The 14,429-nt window shown below is 60.6% G+C and carries 15 protein-coding genes and 1 pseudogene; 6 read left to right on the forward strand and 10 right to left on the reverse strand.

What is annotated here, in order from left to right:
* Positions 1-37: 37 nt before the first annotated feature.
* Positions 38-1,255, forward strand: a complete 1,218-nt coding sequence (locus AC07T0_RS29085) for an argininosuccinate synthase (RefSeq protein ID WP_427631954.1) — start codon at positions 38-40, stop codon at positions 1,253-1,255.
* Positions 1,256-1,319: 64 nt separating this feature from the next.
* Here AC07T0_RS29085 and AC07T0_RS29090 read toward each other — a convergent pair whose 3' ends face one another.
* Entirely contained in the window at positions 1,320-1,862 is a 543-nt protein-coding gene (locus AC07T0_RS29090) for a hypothetical protein (protein WP_495004415.1), read from the reverse strand.
* 901 nt (positions 1,863-2,763) lie between these two features.
* Between AC07T0_RS29090 and AC07T0_RS29095 the strand changes: the two genes are divergently transcribed.
* The gene (locus tag AC07T0_RS29095) at positions 2,764-3,390 is read left to right on the forward strand and encodes a response regulator transcription factor (RefSeq protein WP_040070340.1); all 627 of its coding nucleotides are present in this window, start codon (positions 2,764-2,766) and stop codon (positions 3,388-3,390) included.
* Between the two features lie 192 nt (positions 3,391-3,582).
* On the opposite strand, the gene AC07T0_RS29100 is transcribed toward AC07T0_RS29095, so the two are convergent.
* The 8 genes and pseudogenes from AC07T0_RS29100 to metG form a co-directional block, all read right to left on the reverse strand.
* Positions 3,583-3,762 carry a PA3496 family putative envelope integrity protein gene (locus AC07T0_RS29100; RefSeq protein ID WP_040070339.1) on the reverse strand — a complete coding sequence of 60 codons (180 nt, stop codon included), beginning with the start codon at positions 3,760-3,762 and terminating at the stop codon, positions 3,583-3,585.
* Positions 3,763-3,869: 107 nt separating this feature from the next.
* Positions 3,870-4,508, reverse strand: a complete 639-nt coding sequence (gene nth, locus AC07T0_RS29105) for an endonuclease III (protein WP_495004416.1) — start codon at positions 4,506-4,508, stop codon at positions 3,870-3,872.
* The gene (locus tag AC07T0_RS29110; protein WP_495004417.1) at positions 4,505-5,128 is read right to left on the reverse strand and encodes an Rnf-Nqr domain containing protein; all 624 of its coding nucleotides are present in this window, start codon (positions 5,126-5,128) and stop codon (positions 4,505-4,507) included. Before AC07T0_RS29110 ends, nth begins: the two co-directional genes overlap by 4 nt.
* Positions 5,121-5,720 (reverse strand): RnfABCDGE type electron transport complex subunit G, encoded by a 600-nt coding sequence (locus tag AC07T0_RS29115; RefSeq protein WP_495004418.1) that lies wholly within the window; start codon positions 5,718-5,720, stop codon positions 5,121-5,123. Before AC07T0_RS29115 ends, AC07T0_RS29110 begins: the two co-directional genes overlap by 8 nt.
* Positions 5,717-6,709 carry an RnfABCDGE type electron transport complex subunit D gene (locus AC07T0_RS29120; protein ID WP_495004419.1) on the reverse strand — a complete coding sequence of 331 codons (993 nt, stop codon included), beginning with the start codon at positions 6,707-6,709 and terminating at the stop codon, positions 5,717-5,719. Before AC07T0_RS29120 ends, AC07T0_RS29115 begins: the two co-directional genes overlap by 4 nt.
* A 1-nt stretch (position 6,710) precedes the next feature.
* Positions 6,711-7,526, reverse strand: a pseudogene (gene rsxB / locus AC07T0_RS29125) (electron transport complex subunit RsxB); the annotation flags it as partial.
* Complete coding sequence (locus AC07T0_RS29130) at positions 7,523-8,110, reverse strand: Rnf-Nqr domain containing protein (RefSeq protein WP_495004420.1); 588 nt, start codon at positions 8,108-8,110, stop codon at positions 7,523-7,525. The pseudogene rsxB and the gene AC07T0_RS29130, both read right to left, overlap by 4 nt.
* Before the next feature lie 112 nt (positions 8,111-8,222).
* Positions 8,223-10,274, reverse strand: a complete 2,052-nt coding sequence (metG, locus tag AC07T0_RS29135; RefSeq protein ID WP_495004421.1) for a methionine--tRNA ligase — start codon at positions 10,272-10,274, stop codon at positions 8,223-8,225.
* A 142-nt stretch (positions 10,275-10,416) separates the two neighbouring features.
* Between metG and apbC the strand changes: the two genes are divergently transcribed.
* Entirely contained in the window at positions 10,417-11,511 is a 1,095-nt protein-coding gene (gene apbC / locus AC07T0_RS29140; protein ID WP_495004422.1) for an iron-sulfur cluster carrier protein ApbC, read from the forward strand.
* A gap of 245 nt (positions 11,512-11,756) precedes the next feature.
* On the opposite strand, the gene AC07T0_RS29145 is transcribed toward apbC, so the two are convergent.
* A complete protein-coding gene (locus AC07T0_RS29145) occupies positions 11,757-11,966 on the reverse strand; it encodes a cold-shock protein (protein ID WP_002554837.1) in 210 nt (69 codons plus the stop codon).
* 374 nt (positions 11,967-12,340) lie between these two features.
* On the opposite strand from AC07T0_RS29145, the gene dcd reads away from it, so the two are divergent.
* The 3 genes from dcd to AC07T0_RS29160 all read left to right on the forward strand — a co-directional run bounded on the left by dcd (position 12,341) and on the right by AC07T0_RS29160 (position 14,301).
* The gene (gene dcd, locus AC07T0_RS29150) at positions 12,341-12,907 is read left to right on the forward strand and encodes a dCTP deaminase (protein ID WP_100944471.1); all 567 of its coding nucleotides are present in this window, start codon (positions 12,341-12,343) and stop codon (positions 12,905-12,907) included.
* A gap of 107 nt (positions 12,908-13,014) precedes the next feature.
* Positions 13,015-13,239 (forward strand): hypothetical protein, encoded by a 225-nt coding sequence (locus AC07T0_RS29155; RefSeq protein WP_495004423.1) that lies wholly within the window; start codon positions 13,015-13,017, stop codon positions 13,237-13,239.
* 216 nt (positions 13,240-13,455) lie between these two features.
* Positions 13,456-14,301, forward strand: a complete 846-nt coding sequence (locus AC07T0_RS29160) for a transporter substrate-binding domain-containing protein (protein ID WP_495004424.1) — start codon at positions 13,456-13,458, stop codon at positions 14,299-14,301.
* Positions 14,302-14,429 lie beyond the last annotated feature (128 nt).

The following is a 14,429-nucleotide window of genomic DNA, read 5'->3' on the forward strand; positions in this document are numbered from 1 at the left end:
ATCGACGGCTTTCCGTACAACCCGGTGGAGTGATGGCATGGCGGACGTAAACAAGGTCGTTCTGGCGTATTCCGGCGGCCTGGACACTTCGGTGATCCTCAAGTGGCTGCAGGATACTTATAACTGTGAAGTGGTGACCTTCACCGCGGACCTGGGTCAGGGCGAAGAGGTCGAGCCAGCACGTGCCAAGGCGCAAGCCATGGGCGTGAAGGAGATCTATATCGACGACCTGCGCGAAGAATTCGTGCGCGATTTCGTGTTCCCGATGTTCCGCGCCAATACCGTCTACGAAGGCGAGTACCTGCTGGGCACTTCCATCGCCCGTCCGCTGATCGCCAAGCGCCTGATCGAAATCGCCAACGAAACCGGTGCCGACGCCATTTCCCACGGCGCTACCGGCAAAGGTAACGACCAGGTGCGTTTCGAGCTGGGTGCCTATGCCCTCAAGCCAGGCGTGAAAGTGATTGCGCCATGGCGTGAATGGGACCTGCTGTCCCGTGAAAAACTGATGGATTACGCTGAAAAGCACAACATCCCGATCGAACGTCACGGCAAGAAAAAATCCCCGTATTCGATGGATGCCAACCTGCTGCACATCTCCTATGAAGGCGGCGTGCTGGAAGACACCTGGACCGAGCACGAAGAAGACATGTGGCGTTGGACCGTCTCCCCGGAGAACGCGCCTGACAAGGCTCAGTATCTGGAGCTGACCTACCGCAACGGCGATATCGTCGCACTGGACGGCGTCGAAATGACCCCAGCCACCGTGCTGGCGACCCTGAACCGTATCGGCGGCGAACACGGCATCGGCCGTCTGGACATCGTCGAGAACCGCTATGTGGGCATGAAGTCCCGCGGTTGCTACGAAACCCCAGGCGGCACCATCATGCTGCGTGCGCACCGGGCCATCGAGTCGATCACCCTGGACCGCGAAGTCGCTCACCTGAAAGACGAGCTGATGCCCAAGTACGCCAGCCTGATCTACACCGGCTACTGGTGGAGCCCTGAGCGTCTGATGCTGCAACAGATGATCGATGCGTCCCAGGCCCACGTGAATGGCGTGGTTCGCCTGAAACTGTACAAGGGCAACGTGATCGTCACCGGGCGCAAGTCCGACGAGTCGTTGTTCGATGCCAACATCGCCACCTTCGAAGAAGACGGCGGCGCCTACAACCAGGCCGACGCGGCCGGCTTCATCAAGCTCAATGCACTGCGCATGCGCATTGCGGCGAACAAGGGTCGCAAGTTGTTCTGATCGGTTGTTTGTCTGAAAAGCCCTGGCCTGTTGGCCGGGGCTTTTTTTTGGCGCCGGGACGGCATTATTCATCCTGGTGGTCGGTGCGGTGATTGAGTTCGAAGCGGTAGTTTTTTCCCAGTTCGCAGACCTGGCGCACGGTCAAGTCGAGTTTTTGCGCAATCTCGATGGCGGTGTAACCGAGCGCGCAATAGTGCATGGCATGTCCGGCAATGGCATCTTGCGCGAACTCCGCGCTGGTCGAGTGCGCCGTCCGGTATTTCCGAGTGATGTGCAGCGAACGGCTTTGAACGATCTTCAGGCCGTTTTCCCGCGCCATGCGTTTTATCTCGTTCTTGTTCATCTTGAGCGAGTACTGCAGGGCGCAGATGCCCGCCCCCTTGGTGATCAGCTCGCGCAGCAGTTCGGTTTTGCGTGTTCGTTCCTGCTCCTCTTCTTCCGCCGCCATGGCTTGGTCGCCAGTGTCCGGCGGAACCTGGTCGCAGACGCCGCCTTGCACGCGATCAATGGTGCCGCCGCGTTTGAGAAAGTCGTCAATGGCCAGATCGAGGTCAAGATCCAGAGGTTTGTGCGGGATCAGATGCTTTTTGAAAGTGTGGTCGTTCATTATATATGACCTGCTCGTCCGAGTCGTAGGATAGACCTTTGCTAATGTCATTCGGTGTTGGGAGATGAATAAACGATTGAGTGGTGTTCGAAGGTCTTGAAGTGAGTCAGCAAGTATCGAGTTTGCAGCCTGGAAAGAAAGGATCAAGTCGGAGGGTTTAACTGTAGGGCGGTGATTGTAGAGTTGAAGGTAAGCGTTCTTGGCGGGGCGTAGTCCGTTTCCTGTTCTTTTTATCGGTCGCGGCTTGGCATTTTAAAGTGAGCGGTGCCGCAGCTGTTAATGTTGCCGTTCAGGGTTTATCGAAAGGGCACAACTCAGCACCGACTGTGTATTCACTGGCGGAGGGTGCGTGCAAGTTGTCAAACGTTTCCGCTGACCTGGCATTAGCATAAACAGCTTTTTGATAATACCGTCCTTACTTATGTGTATGCCGTCGGTTTTATGGCCAATTTCTTCGGCGTTTTTCGCGGCAACCAGTGGGCGCCTTGGCGCCCGTCCGCGAGCGCCGCCAGGCCCTGTGTCATGGCGTCCGGGCGCGGGTGGCGGCCCGCGGGCGGGCCCATTATTTCTTGTTGCAGAAATCCATTAGACAGGCCATTACCTGGCGTTCTAATGTTTGAACCTGGCAAAGCGAAGCAAGGTGATGTCGTTGTGCCGGATGCCAAGATGAAATCCCCTGGGAGTGGGATGTTTATCATGGACGGTATGGCTCCCGGACGGTTGGCGATCCGCCAGGGAGTTGCACTTTTTATGATGGTGCTTTTTTTGTAGGGCGAATCTCTGTTGTTTGTAGGGAATGTCTTTGGCTGGTACTGCCCGGTGGAGGCGCTATGCCCAGGAGGGTATGACTAGGCTATTGTGCTGACTCTGAAAATTCGAACAGCGAAAATTGGACTTGCCCATGAATAAAGTGCTGATCGTGGATGATCATCCCGTCATTCGTCTTGCTGTACGTATGCTGATGGAACGTCATGGCTACGAAGTCATTGCGGAGACGGATAACGGTGTAGATGCTTTACAGTTGGCGCGGGAACATGCGCCGGACATTGTTATACTCGATATCGGGATTCCCAAGCTGGACGGGCTGGAAGTCATTGCCCGTTTAACGTCTATGGGACTTTCTTTCAAAGTTCTGGTGCTGACCTCGCAGGCCCCCGGGCATTTTTCCATGCGTTGCATGCAGGCTGGTGCCGCGGGTTACGTGTGCAAGCAGCAGGACCTGACTGAAATGCTCAGTGCCATCAAGGCGGTGCTTTCCGGCTACAGCTATTTCCCCAACCAGGCGTTGCACACGGTGCGCTCCAGCCTGGGGAATGCCAGTGAGGCCGATATGGTCAATCGGCTCTCCGGCCGCGAAATGATGGTGTTGCAGCAATTGGCGAGGGGCAAGAGCAACAAGGAAATTGCCGATGGCATGTTTTTGAGCAACAAGACCGTCAGTACCTACAAAACGCGGTTATTGCTCAAGCTCAACGCCCGCTCGCTGGTTGACCTGATCGAGTTGGCGCAGCGCAACGGCCTGGTCTGAAACAACCTTTAGCGACAGCTACCTGGCAACGGACGGAAGGGGGAAGGAAGCGGGGACGACGAGGAAAACCCCTGGTATTCAGCCGGCAGGAGAGGGCCGGCGGTATGGCATCGACGATGCTCTGCATAACAACGACACCTCTACAAACCAAAAAGCCTCCGCAAAGGAGGCTTTTGAGTGGGCGTGTATTAATTACAAATCAAAATCATAGTCTGCCAGTTGCTTTTGCAGGCGACGCTCTTCCAGCAGGTTATCGATGGTGCGGCGCTTGCTGAGGTTGGTTTTTGCGACCTCAACCACGGGCTCGCTGTCCTCTGTTTCGGCAGCGATGAAGTCGTCTTCTACGTCCAATTGCTCTTTGTCGGTGCTCATAAACATAACTCCGGGCTAAGACTGCCGTTGGCGCCCCTTATATCGATAATTTCCGGCCCGGTAAAAAAGATTTTTTCAATCGCTTTATCAATAAAACCAATAGTGGCTCAATCGTCCGAGGTCTTGTCCTTGTATTCGCACAAGTCTTCGATCCGACAACTGCCACAACGCGGTTTGCGCGCCTGACAGACGTAACGTCCGTGCAGGATCAACCAGTGGTGGGCGTCGAGCAGGTAAGGCTTGGGCACGAATTTCATCAACTGCTTCTCGACCGCGACCACATCCTTGCCCGGCGCCAGGCCGGTGCGGTTGCTGACCCGGAAAATATGCGTGTCGACGGCCATGGTCAGTTGTCGGAACGCGGTGTTGAGCACCACGTTGGCGGTCTTGCGACCGACGCCGGGCAGGGCCTCCAGGGCTTCGCGGGTTTGCGGTACCTCGCCGCCGTGGTTTTCCACCAGCAAGCGACAAGTCTCGATCACGTTCTTGGCCTTGCTGTTGAACAGGCCGATGGTCTTGATATACGCCGACAGCCCTTCGACCCCGAGGGCGTGAATGGCTTGTGGGGTGTTGGCCACGGGGTAGAGCTTGGCAGTCGCCTTGTTCACGCTGACGTCGGTGGCCTGGGCGGAGAGAATCACCGCGATCAACAGCTCAAAGGGCGTCGAGTAGGCCAGTTCGGTCTTGGGGTCCGGATTGTCTTCGTGGAATCTGCGAAAGATCTCCAGGCGTTTGGCGGCATTCATGGCAGGGTGGATTCCTTTGAAAATGAGGTCGAGCCCAGTCTGGCTAAGCGCTGCTGGCTCCAGGCCTGTCTGGCGGCCAACAGCAGGCCCAGAAGGATAAAGGCGCCCGGCGTCAGGCTGGCCAGGTGCAGTCCGTCTTGCGCGGCCCACAAGCGCGGCAGCTCGCTAGCGCTCGGGTTTAGCCAGCGCAGGTGATCGAGCAACGTGCCGTTACCCAGCAGTTCTCGCAGCGTCCCCATGAGCAACAGGCCCACCCCGAGGCTGGCGAGCAGGGCGGTGCTGGTCCCCAGGTGACGGCGCTCGAACGCTCCCAGGTGCTCCAATAGCAGGCATTGCAGGCTGATCAGGGCCGGGTAGATACCCAGGGCCTGGTGCAACTCCCAGGCCCAGGCCTGAAGACCGAGGGAAAGGCAACTGACCAGGGTGGCGGCGAGCAGGATGCCGCTCAGCCCGGCCAGCCTCGGGTGAATCCAGGGTTTGAGAGTCCGACTCAGCAGGCCATAGGCGCTGATCGCGATCAGGCTCAGCACCCCGATCGAGAGTGCCTTGAGCAACGAATCGCTGGCACCGAGGAGTGGCGTCAGGAGCATGGTTTTCTGGAGTGTCGCGGACCTATTCATGTGCGGCTGTTCCCATGAGTGGCGCCAGATGTTCATCGAAGTAGCGCAGGGCATCATGAATGGCGTTGACGGCGGCGCGGGAGGTGATCGTCGCGCCGGCTATCTGGTCGAACTGCCCGCCATCCTTTTTCAGGCGCCAGTCGCTATCGGCGGTATCCGCCCGGGACTTACCCAGCCAGTGTTGCAGCCAGAGATTACCCTGGTCGGCGATTTTTGCCCCCAGCCCGGGTGTTTCCGCGTGCGACAGGGTCTTGACCCCGAGCAGCCTGCCGTTCACGCCAATCCCGATCATCAGATCCAGCGGCCCGCCATAGCCCTGGGTCCGACTTTGCAGGACAACCGCGCTCGGTTGGCCGTCCTTGAACATCAAGCTGCCGCTGATCAGCAGGCTGTGAGCTTGCTGCACCGCCTCCAGTTGTAGCGGGCGGCTCTGGTATTGCCCTGGCGGCAGGACATCGAGCAGCTTGCGGTTCTCGATCACCTCCTGTTGTTCCTGGATCAGCGGTCGCGCCTGTTGCTGCGCCAGCCAGGTCAGGCCGATTCCCAGTCCGGCCAGGGTCAGCAGGATAAGTGCCGAGGCGGTTCTGTTCATGCTGGCGGTTCCTCCTGCGTGGCGGCGCCCAGGCGTTCCAGGGACGGTACCGCGAGGTTCATCAGCAGCACGGCAAAGGCCACGCCATCGGGGTAGCTGCCCCAGGTGCGGATCACGTAGGTCAGGGTGCCGACGCCGATGCCGAACAGCAGGCGCGCCCTGGGGCTTCTGGCGCCGGAGACCGGCTCGGTGACGATGAAAAAGGCACCGAGCATCGTCGCGCCAGTCAGCAGGTGAAACAGTGGCGAGCCGTGGGAGTCCGAGCCGGAGCCATTCCAGAACAGCAAGCTGAGGATAAACAGGCTGCCGAGCATGCCCGCCGGCGCGTGCCAGCTGAAGACTTTTTGCCTGAGCAGAAAGGCGCCGCCGGCGAGAAAGGCCAGATTGACCCATTCGCTGCCCTTGCCGCCGAAATGCCCGAATGCGGGGTTGCTGGCGAAAAGCTCGTCCATGGTCAGGCTTTTGTTGATCCGTAGTGTGTCCAGCGCGGTGGCCTGGACCCAGGCGTCCGGTTGCCCGTCGAGATGCAGGCCGAACACGGTTTGCAGGCCGCCGAGCAGGTTCAGGCCATGGTTGATCGACCAATGGGTCATGGCGCCAGGGAAGCTGACCAGGACCAGGGCATAACCGAGCATGGCCGGGTTGAACGGATTTTTACCCAGGCCGCCATACAGATGCTTGCCCAGCAGCAAGGCGCTGGTCGAGGCGCTGACGGTCAGCCACCAGGGGCAATAGGGCGGCAGGGCGACGGCCAGCAGGGTGGCGCTGACCAGGGCGCTGCCGTCCATCAACGCGGAGCCTATCGGGCGGCGGCGTAAACCGAGGGCCAGCGCTTCGGCCGCCAGCGCGCTGCAGGCGGCCAGCAGCAGGTTGATCAGGATGGCCCAACCATTGAGCCAGAGTAGCACCGCGATCCCTGGCAGCGTGGCGAGCAACACCCATTGCATGGCTCGGCGGGTGCGCTCGTCCGGCGTTTCAAGGCGCCGCATGGGACGCATCCAAGTGGCGCAGGGCCTGTTCCGCTGCTTCGAATTGCTGTTGCAGCAGCACCAGTTGTGCGGCCTGTTCGGCAATCGGCGGATGGCCGAAGGCTTTCAGCGATTTGTTCAATTGCGCCCGGCTCATGGCCAGATTGATCTTGGCTTTTTTCAGCGCCGCGTCGGCGGCCTCGGCTTTCTGCGCCTTGATCCGCGCAATGGCGTCCTGCACCGGGTTGGTCGCGACGGCTTCGGGTTGTGCCGCGCGCTGCGTACGGGCCAGGCGTTCCGCCTGCTTGCGCTGTTCTTCGGCGTGCAGCCGGGCGTTGCGGTTTTCGAAGCGCCGGCGCGCGCGATTGCGTTTCTCCGCGCGCGCGCGGAGTTCCGCGACGCTGTTGGCCAAGCCGCCGACCACCGGCACGATCTGGGTCAAGGGCAGTGGATGCATCTCGATGCAATCCACCGGGCAGGGCGCGACACACAGGTCGCAGCCGGTGCACTCGTCGACGATCACGCTGTGCATCCACTTGGCCGCGCCGACAATGGCATCCACCGGGCAGGCCTGGATGCATTTGGTGCAGCCGATGCACTCAGCCTCGCGGATAAACGCGACCTGGGCCGGGGCGCTGCCGCGTTCGGGGTCCAGCAGCAGGACGGGCACGTGCAGCAGTTCGGCCAGGGCGGCAATGGTTTCGCCACCGCCCGGCGGGCACTTGTTGATCGCCTCGCCCTGGGCGATGCCTTCGGCGTAAGGCTTGCAGCCCGGGTGCCCGCATTTACCGCATTGGGTCTGCGGCAGCAGGGCATCGATACGTTGAATCAGGCTCATGGTTTGACCAATGCAGTGAAACCGAGGAAGGCCACGCCTATCAAACCGGCGCCAATCAGATCGATCGGCAGACCGCGAAAGGGTAGCGGAACCTCCTCGTGGAAAGTACGCTGGCGCAGGTCGCTGAACAGGCTCAGGACCAGCCAGAAACCCAGTCCGGCCCCCAGGCTGGTGACGAGCGCCCGGATCAGTCCCAGGTCATCGGCGGCGTTGAGCAGGCTCAGGCCGAGGATGCCGGCATTGCCCAGCAGCCAGGGCGCAAGCCCGGCAAAGGGCAGGCGTGGCAGGCAGCGCGCAAGCAGTGTCAGGAGTGGGCCAATCAGCAACACGCTGGTGGGCAGGAAGACGAACAGCTTGAAGGCCTCCAGGCCCAGTGGCAGCAGCAGGTAGTGGTAGAGGCTGTGGCTGATCAGCGTGCTGAGCAGCAGCAGTGCGCTGGTGGCAATGCCCAGGGCGTGGAGGGTCAGGCGTTTTCCGGAGACGGCCGGTTGGGCTTGCAGCAGCGGATCGACGCCCAGCGGCCAGTGCAACACGAGGTTGTTGAGCAGGGCTGCACTGACGAGAGGAAATACAAAATCGATCATGGTCATGCCGGATTAGCGAACAACGCTGATTATCCGGCAAGGAGGGACTGCGTACCAGTTTTGCAACGTCGCGGGCCATGATTGCACATGCCCCGCGAGTTGGCGTGAGCGGTTACTTGATCCGCTGGCCTGGCTTGGCACCGGTGTCCGGGCTCAGCAGGTAGATGTCCTCGCCGCCAGGACCGGCCGCCATCACCATGCCCTCGGAGATGCCGAAACGCATTTTCCGTGGTTTGAGGTTGGCGATCATCATGGTCAGGCGACCTTCCAGCTCCGCGGGGTTCGGGTAGGCGCTCTTGATTCCGGAGAACACGTTGCGTTGCTCATCGCCGATATCCAGGGTCAGGCGCAGCAGCTTGTCCGCGCCTTCGACGGCTTCGGCCTTGAGAATCAGCGCGACGCGCAGGTCGACGGCGGCAAAGGCATCGAAGTCGATTTCCGCCGACAACGGGTCCTTGGCCAGTTCGCCGTTGCCTTGTGGGGCGGCGCTACCGGTGTCGGTCTGGCTGGCGGTGAGGTCTTCTTTCGAGGCGTCGCTCATGGCTTGCACTTTTACCGGGTCGATACGGGTCATCAATGGTTTGAACGCATTCAACTGATGGTTGGCGAGCAGGCTGGCGTGATCGTTCCAGGTCAGCGGCGCGACATTGAGGAATGCCTCGGCATCGGCGGCCAGCAGTGGCAGCACCGGCTTGAGGAAGATGATCAATTGGCGGAACAGGTTGATGCCCACGGCGCAGACGGCCTGGACTTCATCCTGCTTGCCTTCCTGTTTGGCCAGGGACCAGGGGGCCTTGTCGGCGATCCAGGCATTGGCGCGGTCGGCCAGCCCCATGATTTCACGCATGGCCCGGGCGAAATCCCGTGCCTCGTAGGCTTCGGCGATGCTCGGGGTGGCGGCCAGGAAGGCTTCGGTGAGTTCCGGCGCGGCGTTGCCGGCCACCAGTACACCGGCATTGCCCTTGTGGATAAAGCCGGCACAACGGCTGGCGATGTTGACCACCTTGCCGACCAGGTCCGAGTTGACCTTCTGCACGAAGTCTTCCAGGTTCAGGTCGAGGTCGTCGACGCCTTTGCCCAGCTTGGCCGCGTAGTAGTAACGCAGGTATTCCGGGGACAGGTGGTCCAGGTAGGTACGGGCCTTGATAAAGGTGCCGCGGGACTTGGACATTTTCTGACCGTTGACGGTCAGGTAACCGTGCACGTTGATCCCGGTTGGCTTGCGGTAGCCGGCACCTTCGAGCATCGCCGGCCAGAACAGGGCGTGGAAGTTGACGATGTCCTTGCCGATGAAGTGGTACAGCTCGGCTGTCGAGTCCTTGCCCCAGAACGCATCGAAGTCCAGTTCCGGACGTCGCGCGCAGAGGTTCTTGAAGCTGGCCATGTAGCCGATGGGCGCATCCAGCCAGACGTAGAAGTACTTGCCCGGCTCATCCGGGATCTCGAAACCGAAATACGGCGCGTCGCGGGAGATGTCCCACTGTTGCAGGCCGGCATCCAGCCATTCGGCGATCTTGTTCGCCACGGCGTCCTGCAGGGTGCCGCTGCGGGTCCAGGTTTGCAGCATGGCCTGGAAGTCCGGCAGCTTGAAGAAGAAGTGCTGGGAATCCTTGAGCACCGGCGTGGCCCCGGAAATCGCCGATTTCGGGTCTTTCAGGTCGGTGGGTGCGTAGGTCGCGCCGCATTTCTCGCAGTTGTCGCCGTACTGGTCTTCGGTGCCGCATTTCGGGCAGGTGCCCTTGATGAAGCGGTCGGCCAGGAACATCTGCTTTTCCGGGTCGAAATACTGGGTGATCGAACGTGTGGCGATATGCCCGGCGTCGCGCAGGCGCAGGTAGATCTGGGTCGACAGCGCGCGGTTTTCTTCGGCGTGGGTCGAGTGGAAGTTGTCGAACTCCACCAGGAAGTCGGCGAAGTCGCTGCTGTGCTCGAGCTGGACGTTGGCGATCAACTGTTCCGGGGTGATGCCTTCCTTCTCGGCGCGCAACATGATGGCCGAGCCGTGGGCGTCGTCAGCGCAGACATAGATGCATTGGTTGCCGCGGTGCTTCTGGAAGCGCACCCACATGTCCGTCTGGACATACTCGACCATGTGGCCAAGGTGAATGGAACCATTGGCATAGGGCAGGGCGCTGGTGACGAGGATCTGGCGTGGCTCGGACATGGGGCTCGGCTACTTGAAGTGAAACGGAGATCGGCCACTATAAAGCCCCGGCGCACATAATTCACCCCTTGTGGCATGTCTCTGCTTCTCAGAACGGTTAGGATAGCTGTCTGTTTTACTCAGTCTTTTTCGGGAGTTGCCCATGAGCGCAGTCAATCGCGCAGCGGTGGAGGCCGTCCTTCGCCAGTACACCGACCCTTATCTGAACCAGGACCCGGTCAGCGCCGGCTGTGTGCGGGCCATCGATATCCAGGGTGATCACGTCACGGTCCGACTTGAGTTGGGTTATGCCGCCGGCCTGTTCAAAAGTGGCTGGGCGCAGATGTTGCAGATGGCCGTCGAAGGCCTGGACGGCGTGGCCGCGGCCAAGGTCGAGATCGACTGCGTGATTGCCGCGCACAAGGCCCAGGCGCAGATTCCGGGCCTGGCCAATGTGAAGAACGTGGTGGCGGTGGCCTCCGGCAAGGGCGGGGTGGGCAAGTCGACCACGGCGGCCAACCTGGCGCTGGCGCTGGCCCGCGAAGGGGCCCGGGTGGGGATTCTCGATGCGGATATCTACGGGCCGAGCCAGGGCATCATGTTCGGTGTCGCTGAAGGCACGCGGCCGAAGATCAAGGAGCAGAAATGGTTCGTGCCCATCGAGTCCCATGGCGTGGAAGTGATGTCCATGGCCTTCCTTACCGATGACAACACGCCGATGGTCTGGCGCGGTCCGATGGTTTCCGGGGCTTTGTTGCAACTGGTGACCCAGACCGACTGGGGCAACCTCGACTACCTGGTGATCGACATGCCGCCGGGCACCGGCGATATCCAGCTGACCCTGGCGCAGAAGGTCCCGGTGGCCGGCGCGGTGATTGTCACCACCCCGCAGGACCTGGCCCTGCTGGATGCCCGCAAGGGCGTGGAGATGTTCCGCAAGGTGAATATCCCGGTGCTGGGTGTCGTGGAAAACATGGCGGTGCATATCTGTTCGAACTGCGGCCATGCCGAGCATCTGTTCGGTGAAGGCGGCGGTGAGAAGCTGGCGAGCCAGTATGGCGTTGAGCTGCTGGCCTCGTTGCCGCTGTCGATGCTGATCCGTGAGCAGGCCGACGGTGGCAAGCCGACGGTGATCGCCGAGCCGGACAGCCAGATCGCCATGGTCTACCAGGAACTGGCACGGCACGTGGGCGCGCGGATCGTGTTGCAGGAAGCGGTCAGCCAGGCAATGCCGAATATCACCATCAGCGACGATTGATGTCGCTACGCCTCAAGCGAGCTGGAACGCTGTACCTGTAGGAGCCGGCTTGCTGGCGATGCGATCTGACAGTCGACATCGTTGTCGCCTGATAAGCCGCTATCGCCAGCAAGCCGGCTCCTGCAAGGTTTGTGTCGTACGGTTGATGGGCGTACGGGCCGATACCTGGCAGGCACCTGCAAAACACCCGGGCACAAAAAAGCCCCGCTTTTGAGGGCGGGGCTTTTTTACTGGATCAGTACAAGTTAGATAACTTGAACTTCTTCAGCTTGCATGCCTTTCTGACCGCGGGTAGCGATGAAAGAAACCTGTTGGCCTTCTTTCAGGCTTTTGAAGCCGTCGGATTGGATTGCTTTGAAGTGTACGAACAGGTCGTCACCGGATTGTGGAGTGATGAAGCCGAAGCCTTTTTCATCGTTGAACCACTTAACGGTACCGGTTTGGCGATTAGACATTTGATGTCTCCTTGGACAAAGTTAACTGCGACTCAGGAAAAGCCCTGGCCGAGACTGAGTGCAAAGAGCAGGAAAAATTCTTGGAGATGGTTGGATCGAAATTCAACATCGTGTAGAGATTCTCAGTGACACAAGCAGCACAGTGGCGCCACCATACCCCACTTTCCGAGACGTGCCAATGGTCTTCACAAAGGTTTCGTCTATTTCGTGACTGGCGGTGGCCGGGAAGGCTGGTAGTCCAGCGCAAATGGCCGATTTGTCAGGTCCGGGGAGCGCGTCATCGCGAGAAACGGCGTCGACGCTTTAACCCGACGGCGCGCCCCGGTAAGATGCCGGACAGAATTTTTCCACCTCGTTATATCAGGACACCCGCCATGAGCATCAAATCGGACAAGTGGATTCGCCGCATGGCGCAAGAGCACGGCATGATCGAACCCTTCGTCGAGCGCCAGGTGCGTGGCGAAGCCGACAACCGGGTGATCTCCTTCGGTGTCTCGAGCTATGGCTACGATGTGCGCTGCGCCGATGAGTTCAAGGTGTTCACCAACATCAATTCGGCGACTGTCGATCCGAAAAACTTCGACGCGGGCAGCTTCGTCGATGTGAAGAGCGACGTCTGCATCATTCCACCGAACTCCTTCGCCCTGGCCCGCACCGTCGAGTATTTCCGTATTCCACGCAACGTGCTGACCATCTGCCTGGGCAAGAGTACTTACGCCCGTTGCGGGATCATCGTCAACGTCACGCCGCTGGAGCCGGAATGGGAAGGCCACGTGACCCTGGAGTTCTCCAACACCACCACGTTGCCGGCGAAGATCTACGCCAATGAAGGCGTGGCGCAGATGTTGTTCCTCGAGTCCGATGAAGAGTGCGAAGTGTCCTATAAGGACCGTGGCGGCAAGTATCAGGGCCAGCGTGGCGTGACCCTGCCGCGTACCTGACAAAGGGCGCGTCGAAACAGGGAATTCCTCGGCGTACGGCTACTCTATTGAGTGCACCCTCCCGGTTTGTGCAAGACGAACCGGGCTTCAACGCTCAGGAGTACCCCATGAAGATCGATCCAAGTATCAGCGCCCAACTGGCGAAACTGGAACCCAATCAAGTGGGTTTGTTGGCTTGGTCGTTGCTGGCGCATCCCCAGAGCCTGTCCAGCGGCATCCCGGGTATCCCGGGGCAGCCTGATCCCGATACGCCGCAACCCAGCGAACCGCCCCACCCGAACGAGCCCAGCGAACCGTACATTCCCGATGAGACGCCATCACCCACGGGCTGATGTCGATTGTGTCGTTACGGATGTCTGTCCTGTAGGCGCAGCCGGTCGACGCTCGATTGCTCGCGATGGTCGTTAACGATGACTCTTCGTGCCTGATACCCCACGGTGCCGGGTACTCCATCGCGAGCAAGCTCGCTCCTACCGGGGGCTAGCGGTTAATCTGGAGAGGCGTGCCTGTCGCAGGCACCCATGGATCCAGATAAGAAAGGACCGCTTATGACGTTTGCCATTCCCGCGTATTTTTCCCGCTGCCTGTTCGCCGGGCTGTTGCTGACCGGCACGGTCACTGCCGCGCCGCAGCCGCCGAGCAGTAGCGCGGCTTCCCCACAGGAAGCCAGCAACAGCCGACTCGACCACATCGTCCAGCAAGGCGTGCTGCGTGTCGGCACTACCGGTGACTACAAGCCGTTCAGCTACAAGAGTGCGGATGGCTTTATCGGCCTGGATATCGAACTGGCCGAAGGGCTGGCGACATCCCTGGGGGTCAAGCTGGAACTGGTGCCGACCACCTGGCCGACGCTGACGGGCGATCTGCAGGCTGACAAGTTCGACCTGGCGATCAGCGGGATCTCGGTGAACATGGAGCGCCAGAAACTGGCGTTTTTCTCGCAGCCTTACCAGCGTGACGGCAAGACGCCGATCACCCTCTGTTCCCGGCAGCAGGCGTTCCAGACCCTGGCTCAGATCGACCAGCCGAATGTCCGGGCGATCGTCAACCCTGGCGGCACCAATGAGAAGTTCGCCCGCGCCAACCTCAAGCAGGCACAGATCCTCGTGCATCCGGACAATGTGACGATTTTCCAGCAGATCGTCGACGGCAAGGCCGACCTGATGATGACCGACGCGGTGGAAACCCGGGTCCAGCAGAAGCTGCATCCGCAGCTGTGCGCGGTGCACCCGGAGCAGCCGTTCGACTTCTCCGAGAAGGCCGTGTTGCTGCCCCGTGACATCGTGCTCAAGCAGTATGTCGACCAGTGGCTGCATCAGGATATGGAAAGCGGCCGCTTCGCCAAGCGCCTGGAAACGTGGCTGGCCTATCCATGGCCTGCGGCGCACGGCTGAAGAACCGTGATCTTGAAGCCGGATGAAGCTCGTGTGGGCGCAGATCGCCCTTGTGGGGGGGGGGGGGGGGGGGGGGGGGGGGGGGGGGGGGGGGGGGGGGGGGGGGGGGGGGGGGGGGGGGGGGGGGG

It is taken from the genome of Pseudomonas sp. GW821-FHT04D07 (genome assembly GCF_059420225.1).

What these genes read in the sequence shown, in the direction of transcription:
- AC07T0_RS29110 (WP_495004417.1), bottom strand. Translation starts at nt 5,128, where the DNA reads ATGAATAGGTCCGCGACACTCCAGAAAACCATGCTCCTGACGCCACTC.
- AC07T0_RS29130 (WP_495004420.1), bottom strand. Translation starts at nt 8,110, where the DNA reads ATGATCGATTTTGTATTTCCTCTCGTCAGTGCAGCCCTGCTCAACAAC.
- AC07T0_RS29090 (WP_495004415.1), bottom strand. Translation starts at nt 1,862, where the DNA reads ATGAACGACCACACTTTCAAAAAGCATCTGATCCCGCACAAACCTCTG.
- AC07T0_RS29160 (WP_495004424.1), top strand. Translation starts at nt 13,456, where the DNA reads ATGACGTTTGCCATTCCCGCGTATTTTTCCCGCTGCCTGTTCGCCGGG.
- AC07T0_RS29100 (WP_040070339.1), bottom strand. Translation starts at nt 3,762, where the DNA reads ATGAGCACCGACAAAGAGCAATTGGACGTAGAAGACGACTTCATCGCT.
- nth (WP_495004416.1), bottom strand. Translation starts at nt 4,508, where the DNA reads ATGAATGCCGCCAAACGCCTGGAGATCTTTCGCAGATTCCACGAAGAC.
- metG (WP_495004421.1), bottom strand. Translation starts at nt 10,274, where the DNA reads ATGTCCGAGCCACGCCAGATCCTCGTCACCAGCGCCCTGCCCTATGCC.
- AC07T0_RS29085 (WP_427631954.1), top strand. Translation starts at nt 38, where the DNA reads ATGGCGGACGTAAACAAGGTCGTTCTGGCGTATTCCGGCGGCCTGGAC.
- AC07T0_RS29115 (WP_495004418.1), bottom strand. Translation starts at nt 5,720, where the DNA reads ATGAACAGAACCGCCTCGGCACTTATCCTGCTGACCCTGGCCGGACTG.
- AC07T0_RS29145 (WP_002554837.1), bottom strand. Translation starts at nt 11,966, where the DNA reads ATGTCTAATCGCCAAACCGGTACCGTTAAGTGGTTCAACGATGAAAAA.
- apbC (WP_495004422.1), top strand. Translation starts at nt 10,417, where the DNA reads ATGAGCGCAGTCAATCGCGCAGCGGTGGAGGCCGTCCTTCGCCAGTAC.
- AC07T0_RS29155 (WP_495004423.1), top strand. Translation starts at nt 13,015, where the DNA reads ATGAAGATCGATCCAAGTATCAGCGCCCAACTGGCGAAACTGGAACCC.
- dcd (WP_100944471.1), top strand. Translation starts at nt 12,341, where the DNA reads ATGAGCATCAAATCGGACAAGTGGATTCGCCGCATGGCGCAAGAGCAC.
- AC07T0_RS29095 (WP_040070340.1), top strand. Translation starts at nt 2,764, where the DNA reads ATGAATAAAGTGCTGATCGTGGATGATCATCCCGTCATTCGTCTTGCT.
- AC07T0_RS29120 (WP_495004419.1), bottom strand. Translation starts at nt 6,709, where the DNA reads ATGCGGCGCCTTGAAACGCCGGACGAGCGCACCCGCCGAGCCATGCAA.